A 24,867-nucleotide genomic window follows, 5' to 3' on the forward strand; every position below is an offset into this window, starting at 1 on the left:
ATTCTCTCCCTATATGGCGATTTTGTAAGCTACTCTTCTCTATCAACGTTTTTCGTTATTTAACTTTTAATATAATGTACTTCAACTTATTATAAGAAGTTTTTTATTTGTTCGCAACCGGGCTTTGCAAATAATACGTTAAAATCCCTGCTGCAACTGCAACATTTAATGATTCTGCCCCGCCGTAAATCGGAATATACAAGTTTTGATCCGTTTTCGCAAGAATTTCTTGACGTACGCCGTTTCCTTCATTTCCTACAATTAATGCAAAACTACCAGCTGGTGTTACTTCCCCGTACGGAACTCCATTTTCAAGAGCTGTTCCATATACAGGAACGTTATTTTCTTTTAACTTGTCTACCCATTCTTCTAAGTTCCCTTTTACAATTGGTAAGTGGAAAATAGAGCCTTGTGTAGAACGGAGTACTTTACTATTATAAACATCAACACAACCTTCTCCAAGCACAACGGCATGAATGCCAGCTGCATCAGCTGTACGAATAATCGTCCCTAAGTTACCTGGGTCTTGCAGGCCATCTAGTAAAAGAAACTTTCCATCAGCAAGAGCTACTTCTTTCTCATGCTTTTCACAGACAGCAAATACACCTTGCGTCGTCTCTGTTTCACGAAGTACTTTTACGATCGCTTCCGGTACGATATACATTTCTACATCATTAACTGTCCAATCTTTCGGAAGGTCTGTCTGATCTGAAACGATAAGTTCTGTTACAACTCCTACTTTTAAAGCTTCCTCCACTAAGTGGAATCCTTCTACAAAAAATAAACCTTTTTTATCGCGCTCTTTTTTCGTTTGCAGCTTTTTCCACTGCTTCACACGCGGATTTTGTACTGAATCAATGTTTTTCATAATATGTATTTCCCTCTCTTCTTGTCTTATCATTATAGCCTATTTTTCATACATATTTACATAAAAAAGAACAAAAACTAACGTCAGTTTCAATTCTGAAGAAGAGGTGAAAACAATGAGTTTTAATTTACGCGGTGCTGTATTAGCAAATGTATCTGGTAATACACAAGACCAATTACAAGAAACAATTGTCGATGCAATTCAAAGCGGTGAAGAAAAAATGCTTCCAGGTCTTGGTGTTTTATTTGAAGTCATTTGGAAAAACGCCGATGAAAATGAAAAGCACGAAATGTTAGAAACACTAGAGCAAGGATTAAAAAAATAAGCAATTTGAAAATCACCTTTGCATAGGCCAAGGTGATTTTTTTTGCGGAAAAATTTTTTCTTCTCCTAAACATTTCTACTTTACTAACGAACTATGATGGAGTACAATGTTCAAAATACATTTAAACCGATCGATTTTCTTTATAGACACCATAAGATAAAAGGAGTGAATGTTTTATGCACCGTATTACGCTTGAACAAATTTTTAAACACCATATTACACAAAAATACGTAAATCGTTCTGGGATGGTCCACGCGATTGCTGTCGCTTACCATGCGTTTCACTTAGCTAAAAAGCATCACGCCTCAGTCGATGCTGCTACAAAGGCTGGTTTCCTTCATGATATCGGACATCATACGTGGTACACAGGCGGCGAATGGGACTATGATTTATATAAAAAGAATGATATACACGCAATTAAAGGAGCAGAAAGAGCTCATAAATTGCTTATTAGATTAGGAGAACATCCAAAACTAGCAAAAGAAATTTCTATTGCGATTCTTCTTCATACAGATTCTTTCTTAGTACAACAAGAAATTGAAAGAACATCTCTTCAAAACATTATTAAATGGGCAGACGAAGCAGATGAAGAACCGGGCGGAGCGCATCATTATCGAACGATTTCTTATGAAAAAGCATTAAAAGCTATTCAACAGTTAGACCGTTTAGTAGAGCGTGAATTGCAAATAGAGCAATCAAAATCGAATAACAAAGCAGAACATAGTTATCAATAAGAAAGAGGCATCACTATAGGGTGATACCTCTTTTATTATTTTATGGAAAATACACCTTTATATGTAATATTTAAATGTTACAACTGAAAACAACATACTTTATAATTAAATATATAAATATAAAGAGGTGATTTTACAAATGCAACCCGCTACACAACTTTCTAATGAACAGAAATACTCTATGTCATGGTTACAATTTATTAGCTCCGTTTTATTCGCTTTTTTCGGAACCGGACTTATTACTGTGTTCCTCGCAATGCCATTAACAATTTATACAGCTGGTCTCACAAATAAAAAACAAATTGCCCTGTACGAATCTATTGCCAATACCGCAAGTACCGTATTACAACTAGCCGTACTGTTATTCTTCATTTTTAAATTCGAACCCGCAAAAAAATTACTACTAAAATCTTTTAACTTTAAAGCACTGAAAGAATGGCGCACATACGTATATTTACTTCTTTTCTTCGTTATAAACATCGTACTCAATTACATACTGTTAAATTATGTGTTCCAAAATGCAACGAAGCAGCAATCTTCCGCACTAAGCTTAGACGTCTTTAAGCAATATCAAATATTATTGCTTCTCAGCTTCGCCATACTCACACCCATTTTTGAAGAACTTATTTTCCGTGGTTTTATACTTCGCTTCTTCTCAGAACGCTTTCCATTTTGGATCTCAGCCATCGTAACAAGTTTCTTCTTCGGTATCGCTCATACATACTCACTTGGGGTTATGGTAATTACTTTCTTCATGGGATTATTAATGGCTATTTTATGTAAAAAAACAAAATCCATTATTCCAGCTATGTTATTTCATATTATGAATAATATGTTGGCGTTCTTGAGTTAAAAAGAGGTATCATCGCGATACCTCTTTTATCATAACTTCAAACTCTTCTTCCGTTTACACAGAACATCAATGTAAAATTACTACGGTCTGTAAATATTAGCCTCAAAATATCATTTTTATTACAATGATGACTTTTTTGTATAGATATCCTATAATTTTTATATATAATTATAAAGTATAAAAGGATAGGTGATTCACTATTATACAAGCCACGCAACTAACTTACCCACAAAAACATCCTATGTCACTCTCACAATTTCTATTTTCACTCGTTTTTGCGATTTGGGGAACAGGATTTCTAGCCGACCTCTTTATAGGTCTTCCTACCGTTATTTATACAGACGGTTTAACCGATCCAAAACAAATTGCTTTAACAAAATCACTTACTACTTTTGGGAAGAATTTATTTGTATTGTGCATTTTATTAATTTTAATTTATGCATATAAGCCATTAAGAAATTTAATTGTCCCAACACTAAACTTTACAGCATTAAAAAAAGTAAGCACATACATCTATATCATTCTTTTTTATGGACTACATATCGTTAATGATATATTTATAATTAATAATATTTTTCCTGATGCGGTAAAAGAGCAGTCATCCGCTTTAGACCTAGAAATGTTAAAACAATACAAACTATTATTACTAATAGGTGGCGCTATACTTGTACCTATTTTTGAAGAACTTATAGTCCGCGGTATTATTCTTCATTTCCTACTACAGCGTTTCCCATTTTGGATTGCAGCGCTTGGGTCTAGCTTCCTCTTCGGAATAGGTCATATATACTCAACTGGTGTGATGTTTAGTATGTTCATCATGGGTCTATTTATGGCCATTTTATGTAAAAAAACAAAATCCATTATTCCAGCTATATTACTTCATATTATGAATAATATGTTAGCCTTTTTAGGATAAAGAGAGGTATCATCACGATACCTCTCCTTACTCTTTTATCACAACTTCAAACTCTTCTTCCACATAATGCTTCATAAAGATTTCTTTATCGTTCTTCTTTAAATGATTTAATATATGTTTCATATCATTACTAATCTCTTTTTTAGTAGTATCGGTATGTACCGCTATTTCATCTATTTGATCTATTCCTTTTTCATTTACTGTCTTCGCATATTTTCTCGCATAATCGATAGATTTATATTTTGTAATAGCTGCAATCCAATTTTTTAGCATATTTTTCTCTTCATCATACTTTTCAATATGATTTCAAATTGCCAATAACACATCATCCATCCATACATTCCTCTTGCACATCTTGAAACGAAGCTAAATGCTTCTGAATAATACTTTTTATTAGTCCGCTGTACTGCTCGATAATAAAATATAATGCTTTTTCGTCCCTTTTCCTTAGCTGATTCACAACATTTTCTTCTTTAATTTTCATACGTCTCCTCCTCTCTCATGCTCTACATCTATTAATTCGTATCGGTACTACTCATTTCTATCAATTTATACATATTTGTTAATAATATCCAAAATAAACCTTATATAGTAAAATATAACTGATTACAAAGAAGGAGATTATATATGTTGAGCTTACTTTGGATTGTTTATATGCCACTTCTTGTTTTATGCGGATTTTTCGGTGGTATTTTTTTAATTGTTACTAGCGTGAAACACCGTAAATTATTTGTCGGTTTAATGGGGCTACTTAGCTTTTCCTTTGTCACACTACCTTTTGTTTTTTGGGGCATGGGAGTGGAGAGCAATACAATCATCCCTATTTCAACTACTTTATATTGGATACTGTTTTCTTTAACTGGATTATTAGCAGGGATAAGTGGATTACAAGCCAAAATTAAAAGTATACGTAATATGGGATTCATTATTTTTACCGCTGGAATATTAGGGGTTATTTTCTGGGTGCTCATGTCTGTAGGTGATTCATTCTATATATAACATTTTTTGAAACCCAAAAATCGGAGGTAATACAGAAGTGTTCGGAATATTAATTCGGATGATTTTAGCTCTTACTTTCATGTTATGCGAATTCATCGTCGGCATTTTTTTAATTATTGCTGGCATGAAATATCGTAAATTACTTACTATTATAGCTGGTTTCATTAGCATATTACTTATCGTTGTTCCTATCTTTTGTATAGGTTCTGGAATAGATTTAGAAGGGATGGTTCCAATTTCGGGAACTTTATATTGGTGCTTCTTCTCTTTAGCTGGACTATTAGCTATTATAAGCGGCAGACACATATCGAGTATTCGTTCTATGGGGACGATTTTGTTTATAGCAGGGCTTTGCTCCGTAGCTGGTTATCAGCTTTTATATGTAACTGCATAAAGAACACAAAAAAAGCAGGGAAATTAATTCCCTGCTTTTCTATTTGGTTTATTTCCTGATTGTAAGAAGAACGATAACACCCATGCAACACCTGCTAATATTGTTGCAATTAAGAATGCATCGTTAATACCGTTAATTGCAGATAGCTTTGAAATTTGTCCATATAATAGTTGCGTGCTCATCGCATCTCCTGCTTGCGCTGATCCAGCTAAGGCCGCTAAGCTTTGCCCCATGCCATGTACTTTATCAACTAAAATTGGGTTTGACGTTGTTAACATGTTACCGTAATCTGCTACGTGAGCAGTTGTTTGTTGCGTCATAAGTGTGATTAAAATCGCTGTTCCGATTGAACCAGCTACCTGCCTTGATGTATTTTGCGTTGCTGTACCGTGAGAAATTAATTTCATCGGCAGTGCGTTCATACCAGCTGTCATAATTGGCATCATAATGAATGACATACCAATTGAACGTATAATATAGTCCGTCATAATAACGCTATATGGCGTATCCATTGATAACTTTGTAAATTCATATGTCGCAAACGTTGTAATAGCTAATCCAACAATCGCTAACGGACGAATTCCATATTTATCAAATAGTTTACCTGCAATAGGTCCCATGATTCCCATAATTAATGAACCTGGAAGTAATAATAAACCTGATTCAATTGGTGTGAAGCCACGAATGTTTTGCAGATATACTGGAAGTAGTAACATACCTCCGAATAATGCCATCGTAACGATTGCGTTAATTAATAAAGTGAAAGTAAATACTGGATATTTAAATACTTGTAAATCAAGCATTTTATTGTCTGTTGTCAACTCTCTCCAAATAAATAACGCTAAACCAATTACACCGATAACAAGTGAAATAACAACTTCGGCACTAGTCCAACTATTATTTCCAGCTTCACTAAATCCGTACAACAAGCTTCCTAGTCCAATACTTGAACTAATAACACCAAATACATCTAATTTCGTTTTAGATACTGGCTGAGCTAGTGTAAAGAATTTTAAAGATAGGAAGGTAATAATTAAACCTATAATAAACATCGCATAGAACATTAAGTTCCAGCTGTAGTTTTCAATTACCCAACCTGTTACAGTTGGTCCGATAGCTGGAGCTAAAATCATCGCTACACCTAGTAATCCCATCGCTGCTCCGCGCTTATGAGGTGGGAATAATGTCATGAAGATATTCATACCAACCGGCATTAAAATACCTGCACCGACCGCTTGAATAATACGACCTGTCATCATCATTGTAAAGTTTCCTGATGTAGCACAAATGATAGATCCTACAGTAAAGAATAACATTGCTGCTACGAATAATTTACGATACGTAAATCGTGAAACTAAAAAGGCACTAATCGGTACTAAAATACCATTTACAAGCATGAATCCTGTAATTAACCATTGTGCTGTTGAAGTTGATACGTTAAATTCATTCATTAACGGTGGCAATGCAACGTTAATAATTGTTTGGTTTAAAATAGAAACGAACATACCGAGAATTAATACTGTTACAACTGCTTTTACATTTACATTCTCTATAGGCATAGACGTTTGTTTTTTCGGCATTTCTTTTTCTTGTTTTACTTCTTCTTGCTTGCTTGTTTCTAACTCAACTACATTAGAAATTTCTACTTCTTGCTTTTGTTCATTTTCTTTCTCTTCTGTTTCTACCTTACTTACTTCTATTTTACTTACGGCTGGGACTTGTTCTTCTCCCACGTTCGTTTTTTTCTTTCGTAAAAGACGATTTACAAGGAAGAAGACGATTATACAAAATAGTGCATATCCTACAATTGCAATTGAGGACATCTCATCTCCCCCTTACTTATGAATACGAACTGACACATTCATTCCAGGAACAATATTTACTGATTTACTATGATCTAAAGAAATTTTAACTGGTACAACTTGCTTTACTTTCGTATAGTTCGCTGTTGCGTTACTTGATGGTAACATTGAGAATGTGTTCGCTGTTGTTAAGCCAACTTGTTCTACTTTTCCTGTTAACGTTGTATCTGGGTATGCATCTACATATACATCTACTGTTTGGCCTTTTTGAACATCATCAATTACTGTTTCTTCAATATTTGCTGTTACCCATAAATTGTTCATATCAAATGCATACGCAATCGGGCTACCTGCTCCAACGAAAGCATTTGTTGTTGCGTTTGATTGTACAACTGTTGCGTTTTGCGGAATTGTTACATCTACTGTTTGTTCTCCATTTGCTGCTGCTACAGTAACAGCACCTAATTTATCGTTTTCATTGTAGTTCTTACCTACTTCTGCTTTCCAGTCAGTTAGTTTACCTGCTACTGGTGACGCAATCGGAATTACCTTTCCGTCAATCTTTGCATTGTCTGTTTTTAAGTAATTTTCCGTTTGGTTGTAATAGTAATAAGCGCCAATACCGCCGCCAACTAGTACAATTAATGTGATAATGTTGATAATTACCATTCTTCGAAACTGATTCATTGCATTCCTCTCCTTATATCGCATATAATTTTTTTCTAAACTATTTATGTCCTTATTGTTTAGATTGCTTAATTGTTAATTATATTAACTTTTAAACAAAAAAATCACACCATCTGCGGTGTAAATCGAAATTTATCTACCTGCGAGCGGTGCTGATTTCTGAAGGACTATCGTTTATAATTATAAATAATTATTTTAAATCTACAACCGACAATTTACGTATGAAATGTCGTTTAAACAACAATATAACGCTGATATGTTGTTTAAGTAAAGAAAATTAAACAAGGGGAAATAAAAATGTCTATTAAAAATACAAATGATCCACGTGTAAAACGGACGAGACAACTCATACAGGATGCTTTTGTCGCTTTAGTAGGCGAAAAAGGGTTTGAAAATGTAACTGTTCAACATATTGCAGAACGTGCTCCTGTAAATCGTGCTACGTTTTATAGCCATTATCACGATAAATATGACTTATTAGACAAAAGCATTGAAGAAATGTTAGAGAAGTTAACAAAAGTCATTAAACAAAAAAATAGAAATAAAGAAGATTTTCAACTTACATTTGATTCACCACATCCAAGTTTTTTGGCCTTGTTCGAACATATTGCAGAAAATGCGAACTTCTATAACGTCATGCTTGGTGATAAAGCTGCCGGAAATTATACGTATAAAATGATGAAAGCAATTCAAACACATTTAACATTAAGCCTCTCTATTTCACAACCTAACGATGAAAAACTAATGGTTCCACGTGATATTCTTATTAGTTATGTTACTGGTGCCCACCTCGGCATGATTATGTCATGGCTAAAAAAAGGAATGATATATACCCCGCATTTTATGGCCATGCAATTAACTCGTTTAATCATTTTAGGGGCTCATACTGCAGCTGGATTAGAACGGCCTTTTTAAAACATAAAAAAGCGAAGGAGAGGCTCCTTCGCTTTTTCTATTAATTAAATGTAATGTTATGTACTGCCTCTTTATCAAGACGTTTAATAACTTCTACAATTAACTTCACTGCATTTTCATAGTCATCACGGTGTAACATTGCCGCATGAGAATGAATGTAACGCGTTGCAATCGTAATGGCCATAGACGGAATACCATTTACAGCAATATGAATTGCACCTGCATCCGTTCCACCGCCCGCTACTGAATCATATTGGTATGGAATTTGTAATTCATCAGCAACATCAACTACAAAGTCACGTAAACCTGTATGACCAATAACAGAAGCATCATATAAAATAATCTGTGGTCCATCACCCATTTTACTTTGCGCTTCTTTTGATGTTACACCAGGTGTGTCACCAGCGATACCAACATCTACTGCGAACGCGATATCTGGTTTAATATAGTTTGCAGATGTTTTTGCACCACGAAGACCGACTTCTTCTTGTACAGTCCCGACGCCATATACAACGTTTGGATGCTTTTCATCTTTTAATTGTTTTAATACATCAATTGCAATTGCACAACCAATTCGATTATCCCATGCTTTTGCAAGTAACATTTTTTCATTCTTCATCACTTGGAATTCAAAGTAAGGTACAACTTGATCTCCTGGTCGTACGCCCCACTCCATTGCTTCTTCTTGGCTAGAAGCACCAATATCGATGAACATGTCTTTAATTTCAACTGGCTTTTTACGCGCTTCTGGAGGTAAGATATGAGGTGGTTTTGAACCGATAACACCTGTTACATCTCCTTTACGCGTTACAATTGTTACGCGCTGTGCAAGCATAACTTGTGACCACCAGCCACCAACTGTTTGGAAACGAAGGAAACCTTTGTCATCAATTTGCGTAATCATAAAGCCAACTTCATCTAAATGACCTGCAACCATAATTTTCGGGCCGTTTTCTTCCCCTACTTTTTTCGCAACTAAACTTCCTAAATTATCAGTAGAAAGTTCATCCGCAAACGGCTCAATATATTTCTTCATTACTTCACGTGGTTCACGCTCGTTACCCGCAATACCACGTGCATCTGTTAATTCTTTTAGCATTGTCAATGTCTCGTCTAATTTTGTCATTGCCAACACCCTCCTTTTTCTTCAGTCACTTCATTATACAAAAGGAAATTGAAATATTCAAAAATTAACTTAGTATCCTTGTGTTTGACGCTGATGATTTACTTCGTTTTTATCTAAATATGCCTTTTCAATCTCTTCTTGTTCAAACTCAAGCGCTTGTCCTAGTCGAAGGTAGCTTGTAAATAATTCAATATAGTTCGTAATAGATGGTTGATCTGTAAAACGAATTACCTTCGCATATGTGTCTAAGAAAATTTCTACTTGTGTTTTATTCGTCTGTGCACACTTATAGAATAGGAAGTTTTTATCAATACCTAAATCAATTCCGATTGATAAAATAAAATGTAAACCATCTACGTATTCTTCTAGTATGACTTCACGTTCTGATGCTGGTTTGTTGCTCCAATATTTAAAACAACGTGTTTCATTTGCAAGTTCTCCAATTTCTACAAGAAGAGCTAACATTTTCTCTTTTAACAATTTTTTCGGTTGTAAGTCATGTTCTTTCGCAATACGGTCATCTAATTCTTTTTGTAATTTAAATAGTTGTAGTAAGTCCACTCTATTGTCCTCCTCCAACATCGCATGTTACGCAACAATGTTGTTTCATTTCAAAGTTCATTATTATTTTTCATTTCTTATTAATAAGTAAGCCATTTACCTCTTTACAAAATAGCTTGTCCTTAATTTACAAATACGTTTCAATCATCACGATTAGATTGTTCACTCCGATTGGTGATAGGTAATCATTATCTGTGTATTGTCCACTAATGAAAATGTTATTTTATCTGATGAAAGTTCCATATCATCTTTCCATTATAGCAGTGTCGTTTCACCTAGGAAAGATACTCTTCTTTCCAAAGGGGCATAATAAAAAAAAGCCAGAAGGATTCTCCTGACTTCATATGTATATTCTTCTATATTGCTATAACTTTTATATTGATTTTGTCATATCGATAACGACACACTTCTCTTTGCATACAAATAAAAAAACCTTAGAAGAAAAATCTTCTAAGGTTTCAACTAATTAATTAATTAGTTAATGTTGTTTTTTGCAACTGTTGCTAATTCAGCGAAAGCTTTTTCGTCATGAACAGCTAAGTCAGCAAGCATCTTGCGGTTAACTTCGATGCCAGCATTTTTAAGACCGTGCATTAAGCGGCTGTAAGAAAGACCATTCATACGAGCTGCTGCGTTGATACGTGTAATCCATAATTTACGGAAGTCACGTTTCTTTTGACGGCGGTCACGGAATGCATACATTAGAGATTTCATAACCTGTTGGTTAGCAACCTTGAATAATGTATTTTTTGAACCGTAGTAACCTTTTGCTAATTTAATTACTTTTTTACGACGTTGACGAGTAACTGTACCACCTTTTACTCTTGGCATAATATTACCTCCTAATTGTTCTATATATCAGCCGAACTTATTTTAAGTTGTCAAGCATTTGACGAATGCGTTTGAAGTCACCAGCGCTTACTACACCAGCTTTACGTAGTTTACGTTTAGCTTTTGTAGATTTGTTAGCGAATAAATGGCTTGTGTAAGCGTGAGAACGTTTCAGTTTACCTGATCCAGTCTTTTTGAAACGCTTTGCAGCGCCGCGATGAGTTTTTTGTTTAGGCATAGGTATTTCCTCCTCTATCTATTACTTATCGTTTTTCGGTGCTAAAACTAAGAACATACTGCGTCCTTCCATTTTAGGCTTAGATTCGATTGTACTAACTTCAGCACAAGCTTCTGAGAAGCGATCTAAAACACGTTGACCGATTTCTTTATGAGTAATGGCACGTCCTTTAAAGCGAATTGACGCTTTAACCTTGTCGCCTTTCTCTAAAAACTTGATAGCATTACGAAGTTTTGTGTTAAAGTCGTGTTCATCAATTGTTGGACTTAAACGAACTTCTTTCATGCTAATTACTTTTTGATTTTTGCGCTGTTCTTTTTCTTTCTTCTGTTGCTCAAAGCGGAATTTACCGTAGTCCATAATGCGGCATACTGGCGGTTTCGCATTTGGAGCAACTAATACTAAATCAAGATTAAGATTTGCAGCTAAGTCTAAAGCGTCATTACGAGACTTGATTCCAAGTTGATCGCCATTTGCGCCAACTAAACGTACTTCACGTGCACGAATTTGCTCGTTAATCATCATATCCTTGCTAATAGTAAGCCACCTCCAAGGTTTTCTCAGAACATAGTTTGTAGTCATAGAACCCGACAAAAAAAGTGCGGGCATACGACACCCACACTTGTAAAATCTTAAGTAAGAAATACATTTACCTGTAAACTGCGAATGCGTCCATCAGGTGAGAAGCGGGTGCTTCTACTTGTTCCACAAAACAATATTCTATTATCCTTGATGAGTTTATCATAGGACATGACGTCTGTCAAGAAGACGCGATGTGTTTTACTAACAACAAGAAATATTGTAACAAACAACTAACATACTTGCAATACTTTTTTATGATAAGTGTTACATGGTTTTTTTTTCTAATTTTTCTTACTCATATTACATAGAAAAGCCGCGGTATACCGCGGCTTTTTCTTATCGTTTTCCTTCTACTTTAATCATATCAACAAAAGCATCTAATGCGATTGTTTCTGATTTTTGTTCACCGTATTTACGTACGTTTACGCCGTTTTCAGTTACTTCATTGTCACCTACTACAAGCATGTACGGAATTTTTTGCATTTGTGCTTCACGGATTTTGTAACCAATTTTCTCTTCACGAGTATCTAATTCAACACGGATACCAGCACGGCGTAATTCGTCTTGTACTTTCTTCGCATAGTCTAAATGTACTTGCGGAGAAACTGGAATTACTTGTACTTGAACTGGAGCTAACCAAGTTGGGAATGCACCTTTGTATTCTTCAATTAAGAAGGCTACGAAACGTTCCATAGTAGATACAACACCACGGTGAATTACAACTGGACGATGTTGTTTACCGTCTTCACCAACGTAAGATAGTTCAAAGCGTTCTGGAAGTAAGAAGTCTAATTGTACAGTTGAAAGTGTTTCGTCTTTTCCAAGAGCAGTACGAACTTGAACGTCAAGTTTTGGACCGTAGAATGCCGCTTCACCTTCAGCCTCATAGTAATCAAGACCCATTTCATCCATAGCTTCTTTTAACATACCTTGTGCTTTTTCCCACATCTCATCATCAGCATAGTACTTTTTAGTATCTGCTGGGTCGCGATAAGATAGACGGAATGAGTAGTTCTCTAAACCGAAATCTTTGTACACTTCTAGAGTTAAGTTTACAACACGTTTTAATTCTTCTTTAATTTGATCTGGGCGTACGAAAATGTGCGCATCGTTTAAAGTCATTCCGCGTACACGTTGTAATCCAGATAACGCACCTGACATTTCATAGCGGTGCATTGTTCCAAGTTCCGCAATACGGATTGGTAATTCACGGTAGCTGTGAATATCGTTTTTATAAACCATCATGTGGTGAGGACAGTTCATTGGACGAAGAACTAACTCTTCATTATCCATTTCCATTGATGGGAACATACCATCACGGTAGTGGTTCCAGTGACCAGAAGTTTCATAAAGCTCTCTGCTTCCTAGTACTGGAGTGTATACGTGATCATAGCCTAAGCTTGCTTCTTTATCAACGATGTAACGCTCGATAATGCGGCGGATTGTTGCACCCTTTGGTAACCAAAGTGGTAAACCTTGTCCTACTTTTTGGCTATTAGTAAATAGTTTTAATTCTTTACCTAATTTACGGTGATCGCGCTCTTTCGCTTCTTCAAGCATACGTAAGTGCTCATCTAATTCTGCTTTCTTAACGAATGCAGTACCGTAAATACGTTGTAGCATTTTATTATTGCTATCACCGCGCCAGTAAGCACCTGCAACGCTTAATAATTTAAATACTTTAATTTTCCCTGTAGATGGAAGGTGAACACCACGGCAAAGGTCGAAGAATTCGCCTTGCTCATAGATTGAAATAACTGCATCTTCTGGAAGATCGTTAATTAAATCTAATTTTAACTCATCGCCGATTTCTTCAAAACGACGAATTGCTTCTGCACGTGGTACTTCATGACGAACGATTTCTAAGTTCTCGTTCACAATTTTTTGCATTTCTTTTTCGATTTTCTTGAAGTCTTCAACTGTAATTGCTTCTTCCATATCAATATCGTAGTAGAAGCCATTTTCAATTACTGGACCAATGCCAAGCTCAACCTTAACATCTTTATATAAACGTTTTAACGCTTGTGCTAAAAGGTGAGCTGTTGAGTGGCGTAAAATATATAAGCCATCTTCAGAATCTAATGTAATGATAGAAACTGCACCATCTTCTTCGATTGGTGTAACAAGATCGATCATCTCATCATTTAATTTTCCAGCCACAGCTTTTTTCTTTAAGCCTGGGCTAATAGAAGCTGCGATTTCTTCAGTTGTTACGCCTTTTGGAAACTCCTTCACAGCTCCATCAGGGAAAGTAATTTTAACTACATCTGCCATCACTGGTCACTCCTCTTTTTCTCAAAATAAAAAACACTCATCCCGTAAAAAGGGACGAGTGTTGAATTCGTGGTTCCACCCTTGTTCCAATTAACATAATTGTTAATTGCTCAAGTTCAACATAACGGTGTTGTCCGTTAGCAATTACTAGAAAAACCGTTCACTGCTAAAGTTTAGAGGTGGTAAGTAATAATCCCGTACTAGGAAGCTCACACCCTAAGGCTTCCCTCTCTGAAAATCGTAGAAAACTACTCATGTCCTCATCATGACATTTCAATATATTTCATTTATGTAGGTAATTATATGCTCAAAAACTTAGAAAATCAAGGGCGTTACCTTTATTTTTTAAATTTTTCACATTGCGCTCAAACTCATGTAATCCATGTAATTGTACCCGTTCTTGAAATACATTTCGCAAAGTAATAATCATATTATGGTCTTGTTCTTTCGTATATAAATAAATTTTTTTCGGCGAAATAGAAAGAAGTGGTGCAATTACTTTCGTATCAATATATACATCCTTTTGTTTTAATAAGTCTTCATCTATATATTGAACCAATTTCTCTTGTTTTAAACGTCTACCTTTATCATCATAGAAAATAAAACTTTCATCAAAAATAAGATGCACACATGACAAACGTGATTTCCGGCTACGAACTTGTTGCCGGAGCGTTTCAATAAACATTTGATATTCTTGTTCTAACTTATACTCATCAATTGCCACTTCAGCAAGCTTAGCTACCATTTCCCTATATGTACGAAGACGAAAGCGAACATATGATGAAAACGAGAATGAAAGTGGATCACAAAGCCAGTTATTTAAAGAGGATTTAATATATGATTCAAATGTGTGACGTGTTAATTCACGAGCAATTCCTTTTCTTCTCCCTTTTAAAATCTCTTGTGCCATATGCAATATTTGATGACACTCTTCCTCTTCTTCATAAAAAAACTTCTCTTTTAAGATTGTATATATCCACTCATTTTGTTTCACATTCACAATGAAATATACCATTACCGGCAATAAAATCTTTTCAATATAATGTGATTCACATACTGGTATGTGAATCACCACTTTTTGTTCCTGTAAATACACACTCGTTTCCTTATATAACAGTTCCGCTCTTTTCAGTAGTTGTCTATATACATGCATAGCATCATTTTTTTCTTCGAAGCAAATTTCAATCACTTTTGTCCCCCCTTTTATCCCTGCTCTAAAGGACTGTATCTATACGTTACAAATCCTATAAGAGTCCGTCCCGCGTGAAAGTTCACTCTTAGTAGAATTACATTTCCTATCGTTAGAAAATCCACTCGATATGGCTTGCTAATTTTATATATATTAAGGGAGGGAGAAAAAAATGATACAAGCTACTAGGAATTTTCAATAAGAACTTTTCATTTTATCATTCGACTACTTTAAAAAGCGTTTAACTACGAAAAAAAGAGCAAGCTTCTCAGCTTACTCTTTACTTATGACGACGGTTTTTCCCGCCAATTGGAATTGGTTTCGCTAAATATTTAATTCGCTCCATAATACGAGCTGCTTTCATTTCTTCCGCTTCACCGCGCTGCGTATATGTTAAATGATGTTCTAGCTGTTTAAAATCAAAGTTAGACGTAAAGAACGTCGGTAAGTTTTCTAACATACGGAATTGCAAAATTGCACCGAGTACATCATCACGCACAAAGCTTGACATCGCTTCTGCTCCAATATCATCTAACATTAAAACTTGTACGCGTTTCACCGCATCAATCTTTTCCCCAATTGAATTATCTTGAATCGAACTTTTAATTTCACGTAGAAATTCAGGGAAGTATACGAGCATCGAACTTATTTTCTTTCGAGCAAGCTCATTCGCAATTGCTCCTAACAAATACGTTTTACCTACACCAAATTTACCGTACAAATATAAACCTTGTACTTTTTTACCAGGTTCATATGTACTTAAAAACTCATTAGCTGCACCAATCGCATCAATACGCGCATCTAAATCTGAAGGGTCTAAGTTTTCCATCGTTGCTTGTAAAATATCAGTTGGCATATATACACTTTGAACGAGCTTTTCATATTTCTTCCTCTCGTCATATGCTACTTTTCTAACACAACGATCATATTGAATATCAATCATCTTCCCTTGGATAACGAGCTTTGGCTCATATCCTTGCAGCATGTTTTTACACAAACCTAGATCCGGACAATCCGCGCAACCTACACTTTGTCCAATATATTCGTATAATTTCACAAGACTGCGTTCAATCATAGACGTTGTTACTTCCCCTTTATGTTCGTCTATAAATTCTTTCACACGCGGATGTGCCATTACTTCCGCCTTTAATACTTCATATCTATTTTTAAAATTTTCATTTTCCATTAACTTTGCAAATGAATTTTGAATATGCTCCATTTTCTCACCTCAAAGAGCGTTCATTCTCTTCTATTAATCACGCTTATATTTTTTTAACACTTCTTCTAATCGTTTTCGTTCGTCCTCTAACGTACTTGCACCTTTTTCAGCACTTACATCTTTTTTCACAGTTTCTTTCTCTTGTTCTTTCGGCTCTTCTTTCAGCCAATCTGGTACCATTTCTTTTCGTACTGTTTTCTTGGATGTACGACCTTTCTTCTTCGTCTCAGCCCATTCTTGATATTGACGATTTTCTTCTTTCGCTAATGCCATTGCTTCAGCAACTGTACCGACCTTTTTACGTGCCCAATGTCCAGCAATCTTCTCCACATACGTTTTCGCAAGTTTCATATCTGAGCGTAGCATAACGTAATAAATAAGTACATTCACAACACCTGGTGTTAACTTTTGATTCATCATTACATCTTCAACAATTTGCAAGTCAGCCTTCGTCGCCTCTGCACCGCCAGAGATTTCTTTCAATAGTTGCTTTGGTGAGATTTCCTCTAACTGTTTGATTAACATCTCTTCTTGCGATGTAGGCTCTTTTTCTTTCATCATACGTGCAGCGTGAGGCTGTACTCTTTCACTTAATACAGGTAACGCTTGACCGTTTTCGAACTGATACCAATCACGCGCTCCTTTTCTAAGCCTTTCGATATCAATTGTCTGCATCTCTGTCACCGCACCAAGAACGATATTTTGCATCGATAACACATCTACATCATACACGTAAGCAAGTGTAATGACACATTCTCGCACTTGATCTGTAATCGCCTTTTTAGGAACAAGAGCGGACAAGCCGTCTACAAATAAGGAGAAATCAAAGAAATCATTCCAAACTTTTGGAGCATCTCCCTTTTCATTACTTGGCATAACTGTCGCTTTTGGAATACGAAGATCTTCTTGCGCATGCTCAAGCTGTCCTGGATTAAACGAACCAAATACATCATTAAAAGAACGCGTAACATTTTCATACGATACAAAATCAAATTCTTCTTCTAAGAAATATTGTTTTACTTGATTATATTTTGTCCGACTCAATCGATTGTATAAAAAGATACTTAAAACAATATCATCAAAAAACTGCTTCGGGGATAAAGGTGGTTGCAGCTCATATATAAACATTCGAATATCTTTTTCTTTCTTAATATATACTTTTAAAAGCCCAATTGCTTCTAACTTTACTCGTTCCTCATACACTTCGGGAAGTTGCATTTGCATGGTCACCATAAGGGAATGGTGCGTATTCTCTTTTCCAAACACACGATCTTGATCTAACTCTCCCCATAGCGTCATGTACAAGCTAAAAGCTCTACTACCTATTAACGGCTGATATAACATCGTTAACACTTTTCGGTCGTAATTATGCAGTAACCCTTTCGCACTTACTTTATAACGATCAATCGGCAATAGCTCCATCCATGACTGTTTTTCCATTCTTGCTTTTCCTTTCTCTCATCCAATCTTCACTATATAATTTATTAGCGAAAAAGAGCTATTAGCTTTCGCTTCTAGCTCTCTTATCTCATTATTTACGGTATGTAAAGAGAATACAATACAGATTCTACTCTCTTTCTTTTTGCAGTATATCTTTTAATTCTTCAATAAATACATTTAAATCTTTAAATTGGCGATATACAGAAGCAAAACGCACGTAAGCAACATCATCGATATCACGTAGTTCTTCCATAACAATTTCACCAATCATATCACTTTTCACTTCTGATATACCTAAATTACGAAGTTCACGTTCCACACTTTGAGTTACTTCTTCTAATTGTCTTAAAGATACTGGTCTTTTTTCGCACGCTTTAATTAAGCCGCGTAAAATCTTTTCTTTATTAAACTCTTCTCGTGTTCCTTCTTTTTTTACAACGATAAGAGGTGACTCTTCCACTCTTTCAAATGTCGTAAAGCGGCTTAAACAGCTTTCACACTCTCTCCTTCTTCGAATAGAGCGCCCCTCGTCTACCGGACGCGAATCTAACACTCTTGTACCATTATGAGAACAGGATGGACAACGCAATATATTCACTCCTTTACACTATACTCTTTATTTTTCTCTACTTACTTCATCTGACAATATATATACAGTATTATATAACTCATTCTAACTCTCTTACCACTTTAAGTTTAAACGCATTATGTTATCATCTCGGTTCCAAAAATAAGATGCTAGAATAGGGCGTTAACTTATTCGCAAGAGCTCAATTCATTCAACTAACGAGCACGTCATATTTTTCCTTTTTTTCAAACTAAAAAAGAGGTGCATTATACACCTCTTTACATTTTAAATCAATTATGTTCTTTTTTAAAGAGCTTTTGTTTCTCTCTGCTTAATTTCGAAGCTACCAATGCCTCGAGGAAGCTCGATGCTCTCACGCGTTTTCGCGTTTAAACCTTCTGCAATATATTCTGCAGCAACATTTGGATCAATACGATCCCCACAAGTATAAACATCAATACTCGCGTAACCGTGCTCCGGAAAGCTATGAATTGTTAAATGTGATTCCGAGATAATTACTACTCCACTTACACCTTGTGGTGCAAATTTATGGAAAGCCACCTCACGCACTTCAGCACCAGCTCTTAGTGCTGCATCCACAAATAATTGTTCAATATACGGCATGTCATTAAGCTTGTCGAAATCGCAATCCCAAAGTTCAGCGATCACGTGACGACCCATCGTATCCATAGTATCCATTCTACAGTTCCCCCTTGTAAATTTATTCTAACTGTTCGAATTGAAAACTAATTTGCAATTTGGCTTGCTCCACTACCACGGGGGAAAGTTAGTCCAGAGAGGTCCTAACCCTTTAAGTAGTGACTACGTACCTCAGCTCTTAAGTTTACGAGTGTTAGTATACTTTGTTTATTTTCATTTTGCAACAACAGTTTTTTCGATTTTCTGTCATATTTTCCTCTTTACTTTTCCCTAAAAAAAATAAATGATTCACGAATACAGTAACCTCAACGTTTCGTGGTATGTCCACTTCTAAAAATATACTTATATAATTTTTTTCCTTTTCAGAAAAAAATAAAAAAAAGAGGGCAAATATTCACTTGCCCTCCCCTTATTCAATTAAATATGTTGCACATTTTCTTGTTTCGCTAATTCATCCACAACTAACGTTACAAGATCTACAACACGACGAGAGTAGCCCCACTCGTTATCATACCAAGCAAGTACTTTCACTTTACGATCACCCATTACCATTGTAGATAAACCATCAATAATAGCTGAGTGTGTATTTGTATTAAAGTCAATAGATACTAAAGGCTCTTCGCTGAATTCTACAATGCCTTTTAACGCACCGTTTGCAACAGTTTTGAATGCATCGTTAATAGCTTCTACTGTCACATCGCGTTTTACATCTACTACTAAGTCAACAAGAGACACGTTTGGTGTCGGTACACGAAGTGCCATACCATGAAGTTTTCCATTTAAATGTGGAAGAACTTTTGCTAGCGCTTTCGCAGCACCTGTCGTTGTCGGAATAATTGATTGTCCGCAAGCACGTGCTCTTCTTAAATCTTTATGTGGGTTATCAATATTTTTTTGGTCATTTGTATAAGCGTGAACTGTCGTCATTAAACCGTTTTCAATTCCAAACTGCTCATCTAACACCTTCACAACAGGTGCTAAACAGTTTGTTGTACAAGATGCATTTGAAATAACAGTATGTTTTGTAATATCTAATTGGTCTTCGTTCACACCTACTACAATTGTTACATCTTCATTTTTACCAGGCGCTGTTAAAATAACTTTTTTCGCTCCAGCTTCAACGTGAAGAATTGCTTTTTCTTTTGAATTAAATTTACCAGTTGCTTCAATTACAACTTCAACACCTAAATCTGTCCAAGGCAATTCCTTTGGATCGCGGTTGTTTAAAAGGCGAATCATTTTCCCATCAACTAATAAGTGATCTTCAAATGCTTCTACTGTTCCGTCAAACTTGCCGTGAACTGTATCATATTTAATTAAATGTGCTAACGTTTCAGATGGATAGCTTGCATTGATTGCTACAATTTCGAATGCGCTTTCTTTTATTGCCTGACGAAATACCATTCTCCCAATACGTCCAAATCCATTAATTGCCACACGAGTCATAATATGTTATCCCCCTTGAATGCGTTATACTATTTATCTCCAATCCCAATAATAGTATAACACAAAAAGGGGATATGTCACTAAGCATTTTCATTAATTTCACAATTTTTTAGTCAATAATGTTCCAATTCTTTAAAATCACCTGTAATTGTGTTTTCGTTCCCATAATTGTGCCATCATTATTTATCACTTCATCTGCACGTTTCACTTTTTCTTCTAACGGCATTTGAGATTGAATACGAGCTGTTGCTTCTTCTTCTGAAAAATCGTTTCGCTTCATTAAACGTTCTAATTGCGTACGTGGCTTAACTGCTACAACTAAAACGCGGTCAACGAGACTTGTTAATTTACTTTCAAATAAGAGAGGAATATCTAACACAACCGCTTGCATACCTTCTTTTATGTACATTTCCTTTTGCCTATTCATTTCCTCACGCACTGCAGGATGAACAATTTTGTTTAACTGCAATCGTTTCTCTTCATTATAAAAAACGACACTTCCTAATTTCGGCCGATCCAGTTCCCCATCTTCTTGTAATACTTCCGTTCCAAACACTTCTACAATTTTGTTATATGCTGGCTTTCCTCGTTCTACAACTTCTCGTGCAATAATATCTGCATCAATAACTGGTATACTGAGCTCGCAAAACATTTGAGATACTGTACTTTTTCCGCTTGCAATACCTCCCGTTAATCCAATTACTACTGTCATCATACCCCTCCTCATAATAAAAGGCGCGAAACTAATGTTCCACGCCCGTACTTACATTTTCCAAATTCCAATAATAATGAGTAATACTCCAGGCAGGAATGTAAATTTTTGCAACCATTTCATATTTGATAAAACCGTTCCAAGTTTCATTCCAATAAATAAAAACAAAGAACTCATCACTGCAACTAATATCGCCATCATAGCGGGTGTATACCCTAATAAAGATGCACCAATTCCAGCACCGAATGAATCTACAGAAAGAGCGATACCAAGAAGTAATGCTTCTCCTGCAGAAATGGTGCCTGATTTATCGAAATCTGCTACAGTCGGTTTCCGTAAAATTTGAATGACTAACCCAAGCGAGGCAATCTCTAACTTCCAGACCTTCTCCTCTTGCTTCGGTTCTTCTTTTTTCTCACTTCGAAAAAATTGGTATAATACCCAAATTCCTATTCCAATAAGAACAAGCCCACCGATACGCGTTGCGATAACAGGTGAAAATACTTTCGCGATCATATGTCCAATTCCCATTGAAACAAGCATAACAGCCGCTGAACACATTCCGATAATTACAATTGATCTTAGTGGAATTCTTACGCTTCTTAAACCATATGTTAGCCCTACACTACAGCTATCTAAGCTTAATGTAAAAGCTAATAAAATAAGAGATAAATAAAGGTACATCGGTAAGCTCCTCCCTTATACATAGCTCTGCTGTATGTATATGACAAATGCCTATCCGATGTTATCTCTTTTCTATATTCTTGGCTGACAAATCGGGCAGTAATGCGTTCCTCTTCCGCCAACAACTGTTTTTTCTAATATCGTACCGCAAGTCACACACGGTTCTCCTTTTTTTCCATATACATTTAGAAGTTCTTGGAATGAGCCAATTTGCCCTTGTGAGTTGATATACGTTCGAATTGTACTTCCGCCACGCTTCACTGCTTCGCCTAACGTTGTAACAGTCGCCTCATAAATTCGCTCAATTTCTTCTGCTGTTAAAGACGACGCTTCTCGTTCTGGATGAATTTGAGAACGGAATAAAACTTCATCTACATATATATTTCCAAGTCCTACTAAAAGACGCTGATCTAATAATACAACTTTTATTTTACGATTTGTCTTTTGCAATCTCTCTTGTAAATACTGTGGTGTCAATTCAGCATCAAATGGCTCTGGACCTAAGTCAGCAAGAGGCATTTGATTCATTTCCTCACCTTTTTTAAAGAGATGCATCGTACCGAACTTTCTCACATCTTTATAATGTAATTCAGTTCCATCTGTAAATAAGAAACGGACGTGCGTATGCTTATCAATTGGGGCATCCTCTTGATGCAGTAAAAATTTACCTTCCATACGCAAATGTGAAACAATGACATAATTCGTTACATATAAAAGCAAAAATTTTCCTCTTCGCTTTATATTTTCAATCGTCTCGCCTTTTAGCATTTCTTTAAAGATTTTTGCATCATCTGGACGTTTTACTATTTTGGGATAGGTAACAATGACATCTTCAATTGTTTTTCCTGTTACAAGATTTTCAAGTGTCCGTCTGACGTTTTCAACCTCTGGTAATTCAGGCATTTCATCACTTCCTTATTTTGCATCGTACCAAGTTGGACCGTAAGAATAATCAACTTTCAGCGGAACTGCGAGTTCAATTGCATGCTCCATTACTTCTGGTACAAGCTTCTCTAATTTTTCAATTTCTTCTTTTGGTGCTTCAAATATTAATTCATCGTGTACTTGCAATAGAAGACGTGCTTGTAATCCTTCTTCTTCTAAACGATCTGCCATAATAATCATCGCTTTTTTAATAATATCTGCTGCAGTACCTTGAATTGGTGTATTCATAGCTGTACGCTCAGCAAAGCTACGCAAGTTGAAATTACGACTCGTAATTTCCGGAATGTAACGGCGGCGATTTAATAATGTAGCCACATACCCTTTTTGTTTCGCATCTTTTACGATGTCATCCATGTATTCTTGTACACCAGGGAAACTTTCTAAATACTTTTCAATAAATTCCGCTGCTGCTTTTCTTGTAATTCCTAAGTTTTGTGAAAGACCATAATCACTAATACCATACACAATTCCGAAGTTAACAGCTTTCGCTTGTCGTCTCATATTTGAAGTTACTTCATCTTTTTCAACGCCAAATACATCCATAGCTGTTTTCGTATGAATATCCATGTCATGTTGGAACGCTTCAACTAGCCCTTTATCATTTGCAATATGAGCTAATACACGAAGTTCAATTTGCGAATAATCTGCCGCGTACATAATCCATCCTTCTTCTGATGGAACGAATGCCTGACGAATCTTTCTTCCTTCTTCTAGTCGAATCGGGATATTTTGCAAGTTTGGATCCGTTGAACTTAATCGGCCCGTTTGCGTTAATACTTGATTGAAACGAGTATGAATTTTAGATGAATCTTCATGTACAACTTTTAATAAACCTTCAATATAAGTTGAATTTAGTTTCCCTAATTGACGGTAATGTAAAATGTTTGGAATAATTTCATGGTGATCCATCAGCTTGTCTAGTACATCAGCTGACGTAGAATAACCTGTTTTCGTCTTCTTAATAACCGGTAAGTTTAAATTCTCAAACAGAATAACACCAAGTTGCTTCGGTGAATTAATATTAAATTCTGTTCCCGCCAGCTTATAAATTTCCTGTTCCATCTCCTTTAATCTACCGGCAAGTTCTTCTCCCATATTACGAAGACGTTCTGTATCAACTTTTACACCTTTTACTTCCATATCAGCTAATACACGTGCAAGTGGTAATTCTAACTCTGTAAACAGTTCATATTGCTCATTCTTTTCTAACTCTTCAACGAACGTTTGCTTCACATCATATAATACATGCACTTTACGAGCTACATGCTCCGCTACTATCTCTAGCTCTGGAACAGCACGCTTCGCACCTTTTCCGTAAACTTCTTCATCGGATTTCACAGCATGCGTTTCTTTCATTTTCGCTACAGTGCGGAAATCTTTATCTGTATCAGCCGGATCAAGTAAATAAGCAGCAATTAATAAATCAAAGTCAATCCCTTGCACATCTATACCGTTCCATTTCAGTGCAACAATCGCACGCTTCGCATCAAATGTATACTTTCTCATTTCTCCATCCGCAAGCCACTCTTTAAAAGCATCTGACTTAAGAGCAATGTCTGTCTGAATAAAGTAACATCCATTTTCATTTTGAATACCGAAACCTTGAATATCTGCTTTATGATAATTATCTTCTTGTACTTCAACGATAAGCGCACTATCTTGTTGAAGCATTTCTTCTGTAACTTCTTCCACAATATCAAATGTAATATCATCTAATTCAGCTGGAGCCGTTTCTTCTGGCGTAACACCTAATTTATTTAAAAGAGATGTGAATCCTAAATTCTCGAACATTGGAATGACATCACTTGCTTCATACCCTTTATACTCCATATCATCCACATGCACAGTAATCGGCGCATCTGTAATAATCGTTGCAAGATCTTTACTCATAAGAGCTTG

Annotated in this window: 26 protein-coding genes, 1 pseudogene and 3 other annotated features (1 of these 30 only partly in view); of the genes and pseudogenes, 7 read left to right on the forward strand and 20 right to left on the reverse strand. The window is 35.8% G+C overall.

The window, feature by feature from the left end; genetic code table 11:
• Positions 1-55: a binding site (T-box leader), on the reverse strand; it reaches 174 nt to the left of the window's first position.
• Positions 56-103: 48 nt separating this feature from the next.
• Entirely contained in the window at positions 104-901 is a 798-nt protein-coding gene (locus MR083_RS15240) for a TrmH family RNA methyltransferase (RefSeq protein ID WP_016718637.1), read from the reverse strand.
• 82 nt (positions 902-983) lie between these two features.
• Between MR083_RS15240 and sspI the strand changes: the two genes are divergently transcribed.
• The 4 genes from sspI to MR083_RS15260 all read left to right on the forward strand — a co-directional run bounded on the left by sspI (position 984) and on the right by MR083_RS15260 (position 3,696).
• Positions 984-1,193 (forward strand): small acid-soluble spore protein SspI, encoded by a 210-nt coding sequence (gene sspI / locus MR083_RS15245; RefSeq protein WP_000009513.1) that lies wholly within the window; start codon positions 984-986, stop codon positions 1,191-1,193.
• A gap of 176 nt (positions 1,194-1,369) precedes the next feature.
• Entirely contained in the window at positions 1,370-1,927 is a 558-nt protein-coding gene (locus tag MR083_RS15250; RefSeq protein WP_000554791.1) for an HD domain-containing protein, read from the forward strand.
• Positions 1,928-2,066: 139 nt separating this feature from the next.
• The gene (locus MR083_RS15255) at positions 2,067-2,780 is read left to right on the forward strand and encodes a CPBP family intramembrane glutamic endopeptidase (RefSeq protein WP_242269537.1); all 714 of its coding nucleotides are present in this window, start codon (positions 2,067-2,069) and stop codon (positions 2,778-2,780) included.
• Between the two features lie 241 nt (positions 2,781-3,021).
• Complete coding sequence (locus tag MR083_RS15260) at positions 3,022-3,696, forward strand: CPBP family intramembrane glutamic endopeptidase (RefSeq protein ID WP_242269538.1); 675 nt, start codon at positions 3,022-3,024, stop codon at positions 3,694-3,696.
• Positions 3,697-3,747: 51 nt separating this feature from the next.
• On the opposite strand, the pseudogene MR083_RS28020 reads toward MR083_RS15260, so the two are convergent.
• A pseudogene (locus MR083_RS28020) lies at positions 3,748-4,180 on the reverse strand (sigma factor); the annotation flags it as partial.
• Positions 4,181-4,323: 143 nt separating this feature from the next.
• Here MR083_RS28020 and MR083_RS15275 point away from each other — a divergent pair.
• Both MR083_RS15275 and MR083_RS15280 read left to right on the forward strand, forming a co-directional pair.
• On the forward strand, positions 4,324-4,695 hold the full coding sequence (locus tag MR083_RS15275) for a hypothetical protein (protein ID WP_000950042.1): 372 nt from the start codon (positions 4,324-4,326) through the stop codon (positions 4,693-4,695).
• 37 nt (positions 4,696-4,732) lie between these two features.
• Positions 4,733-5,089, forward strand: a complete 357-nt coding sequence (locus MR083_RS15280) for an ammonia permease (RefSeq protein WP_242269541.1) — start codon at positions 4,733-4,735, stop codon at positions 5,087-5,089.
• Between the two features lie 23 nt (positions 5,090-5,112).
• Here MR083_RS15280 and MR083_RS15285 read toward each other — a convergent pair whose 3' ends face one another.
• Both MR083_RS15285 and MR083_RS15290 read right to left on the reverse strand, forming a co-directional pair.
• Positions 5,113-6,912, reverse strand: a complete 1,800-nt coding sequence (locus tag MR083_RS15285) for a DHA2 family efflux MFS transporter permease subunit (RefSeq protein ID WP_000094780.1) — start codon at positions 6,910-6,912, stop codon at positions 5,113-5,115.
• A 12-nt stretch (positions 6,913-6,924) separates the two neighbouring features.
• Positions 6,925-7,578 carry an HlyD family secretion protein gene (locus MR083_RS15290; RefSeq protein ID WP_001071400.1) on the reverse strand — a complete coding sequence of 218 codons (654 nt, stop codon included), beginning with the start codon at positions 7,576-7,578 and terminating at the stop codon, positions 6,925-6,927.
• A 297-nt stretch (positions 7,579-7,875) separates the two neighbouring features.
• Between MR083_RS15290 and MR083_RS15295 the strand changes: the two genes are divergently transcribed.
• Positions 7,876-8,493: a TetR/AcrR family transcriptional regulator gene (locus MR083_RS15295; RefSeq protein ID WP_000023673.1), complete on the forward strand. Its 618-nt coding sequence runs from the start codon at positions 7,876-7,878 to the stop codon at positions 8,491-8,493.
• A 40-nt stretch (positions 8,494-8,533) separates the two neighbouring features.
• On the opposite strand, the gene MR083_RS15300 is transcribed toward MR083_RS15295, so the two are convergent.
• From MR083_RS15300 to polA, 16 genes are all read right to left on the reverse strand, one after another.
• A complete protein-coding gene (locus tag MR083_RS15300) occupies positions 8,534-9,619 on the reverse strand; it encodes a M42 family metallopeptidase (RefSeq protein WP_000163568.1) in 1,086 nt (361 codons plus the stop codon).
• Between the two features lie 69 nt (positions 9,620-9,688).
• Complete coding sequence (locus tag MR083_RS15305; RefSeq protein ID WP_000365050.1) at positions 9,689-10,180, reverse strand: dUTP diphosphatase; 492 nt, start codon at positions 10,178-10,180, stop codon at positions 9,689-9,691.
• Between the two features lie 474 nt (positions 10,181-10,654).
• Positions 10,655-11,011 (reverse strand): 50S ribosomal protein L20, encoded by a 357-nt coding sequence (gene rplT, locus MR083_RS15310; protein ID WP_001138362.1) that lies wholly within the window; start codon positions 11,009-11,011, stop codon positions 10,655-10,657.
• A 37-nt stretch (positions 11,012-11,048) separates the two neighbouring features.
• Positions 11,049-11,249 carry a 50S ribosomal protein L35 gene (gene rpmI, locus MR083_RS15315; RefSeq protein WP_001125945.1) on the reverse strand — a complete coding sequence of 67 codons (201 nt, stop codon included), beginning with the start codon at positions 11,247-11,249 and terminating at the stop codon, positions 11,049-11,051.
• 21 nt (positions 11,250-11,270) lie between these two features.
• The gene (gene infC, locus MR083_RS15320; RefSeq protein ID WP_000973214.1) at positions 11,271-11,774 is read right to left on the reverse strand and encodes a translation initiation factor IF-3; all 504 of its coding nucleotides are present in this window, start codon (positions 11,772-11,774) and stop codon (positions 11,271-11,273) included.
• Positions 11,775-11,836: 62 nt separating this feature from the next.
• Positions 11,837-11,957, reverse strand: a sequence feature (ribosomal protein L20 leader region).
• A 210-nt stretch (positions 11,958-12,167) separates the two neighbouring features.
• Positions 12,168-14,105: a threonine--tRNA ligase gene (gene thrS, locus MR083_RS15325; RefSeq protein ID WP_000786083.1), complete on the reverse strand. Its 1,938-nt coding sequence runs from the start codon at positions 14,103-14,105 to the stop codon at positions 12,168-12,170.
• A gap of 47 nt (positions 14,106-14,152) precedes the next feature.
• Positions 14,153-14,381, reverse strand: a binding site (T-box leader).
• A gap of 31 nt (positions 14,382-14,412) precedes the next feature.
• On the reverse strand, positions 14,413-15,294 hold the full coding sequence (gene ytxC / locus MR083_RS15330) for a putative sporulation protein YtxC (protein WP_242269542.1): 882 nt from the start codon (positions 15,292-15,294) through the stop codon (positions 14,413-14,415).
• Positions 15,295-15,574: 280 nt separating this feature from the next.
• A complete protein-coding gene (gene dnaI, locus MR083_RS15335; RefSeq protein WP_242269543.1) occupies positions 15,575-16,513 on the reverse strand; it encodes a primosomal protein DnaI in 939 nt (312 codons plus the stop codon).
• A 33-nt stretch (positions 16,514-16,546) separates the two neighbouring features.
• A complete protein-coding gene (locus MR083_RS15340; protein WP_000415018.1) occupies positions 16,547-17,953 on the reverse strand; it encodes a replication initiation and membrane attachment family protein in 1,407 nt (468 codons plus the stop codon).
• A 127-nt stretch (positions 17,954-18,080) separates the two neighbouring features.
• Positions 18,081-18,542: a transcriptional regulator NrdR gene (gene nrdR, locus MR083_RS15345; RefSeq protein ID WP_001203687.1), complete on the reverse strand. Its 462-nt coding sequence runs from the start codon at positions 18,540-18,542 to the stop codon at positions 18,081-18,083.
• A gap of 285 nt (positions 18,543-18,827) precedes the next feature.
• A complete protein-coding gene (speD, locus tag MR083_RS15350) occupies positions 18,828-19,211 on the reverse strand; it encodes an adenosylmethionine decarboxylase (protein ID WP_242269547.1) in 384 nt (127 codons plus the stop codon).
• A 387-nt stretch (positions 19,212-19,598) separates the two neighbouring features.
• Positions 19,599-20,627 (reverse strand): glyceraldehyde-3-phosphate dehydrogenase, encoded by a 1,029-nt coding sequence (locus MR083_RS15355; RefSeq protein ID WP_000198972.1) that lies wholly within the window; start codon positions 20,625-20,627, stop codon positions 19,599-19,601.
• A 109-nt stretch (positions 20,628-20,736) separates the two neighbouring features.
• Positions 20,737-21,339 (reverse strand): dephospho-CoA kinase, encoded by a 603-nt coding sequence (gene coaE / locus MR083_RS15360; protein WP_242269544.1) that lies wholly within the window; start codon positions 21,337-21,339, stop codon positions 20,737-20,739.
• 51 nt (positions 21,340-21,390) lie between these two features.
• Positions 21,391-22,023, reverse strand: a complete 633-nt coding sequence (gene ytaF / locus MR083_RS15365; protein ID WP_000281752.1) for a sporulation membrane protein YtaF — start codon at positions 22,021-22,023, stop codon at positions 21,391-21,393.
• A gap of 72 nt (positions 22,024-22,095) precedes the next feature.
• Positions 22,096-22,926 (reverse strand): DNA-formamidopyrimidine glycosylase, encoded by an 831-nt coding sequence (gene mutM, locus MR083_RS15370; RefSeq protein WP_242269545.1) that lies wholly within the window; start codon positions 22,924-22,926, stop codon positions 22,096-22,098.
• 12 nt (positions 22,927-22,938) lie between these two features.
• Positions 22,939-24,867 (reverse strand): DNA polymerase I (gene polA, locus MR083_RS15375; RefSeq protein WP_242269546.1); only part of this gene is annotated, 1,929 nt, incomplete at its 5' end.

The organism is Bacillus cereus group sp. BfR-BA-01408 (assembly GCF_022663305.1).
GTDB classification, from domain to species: domain Bacteria; phylum Bacillota; class Bacilli; order Bacillales; family Bacillaceae_G; genus Bacillus_A; species Bacillus_A pacificus.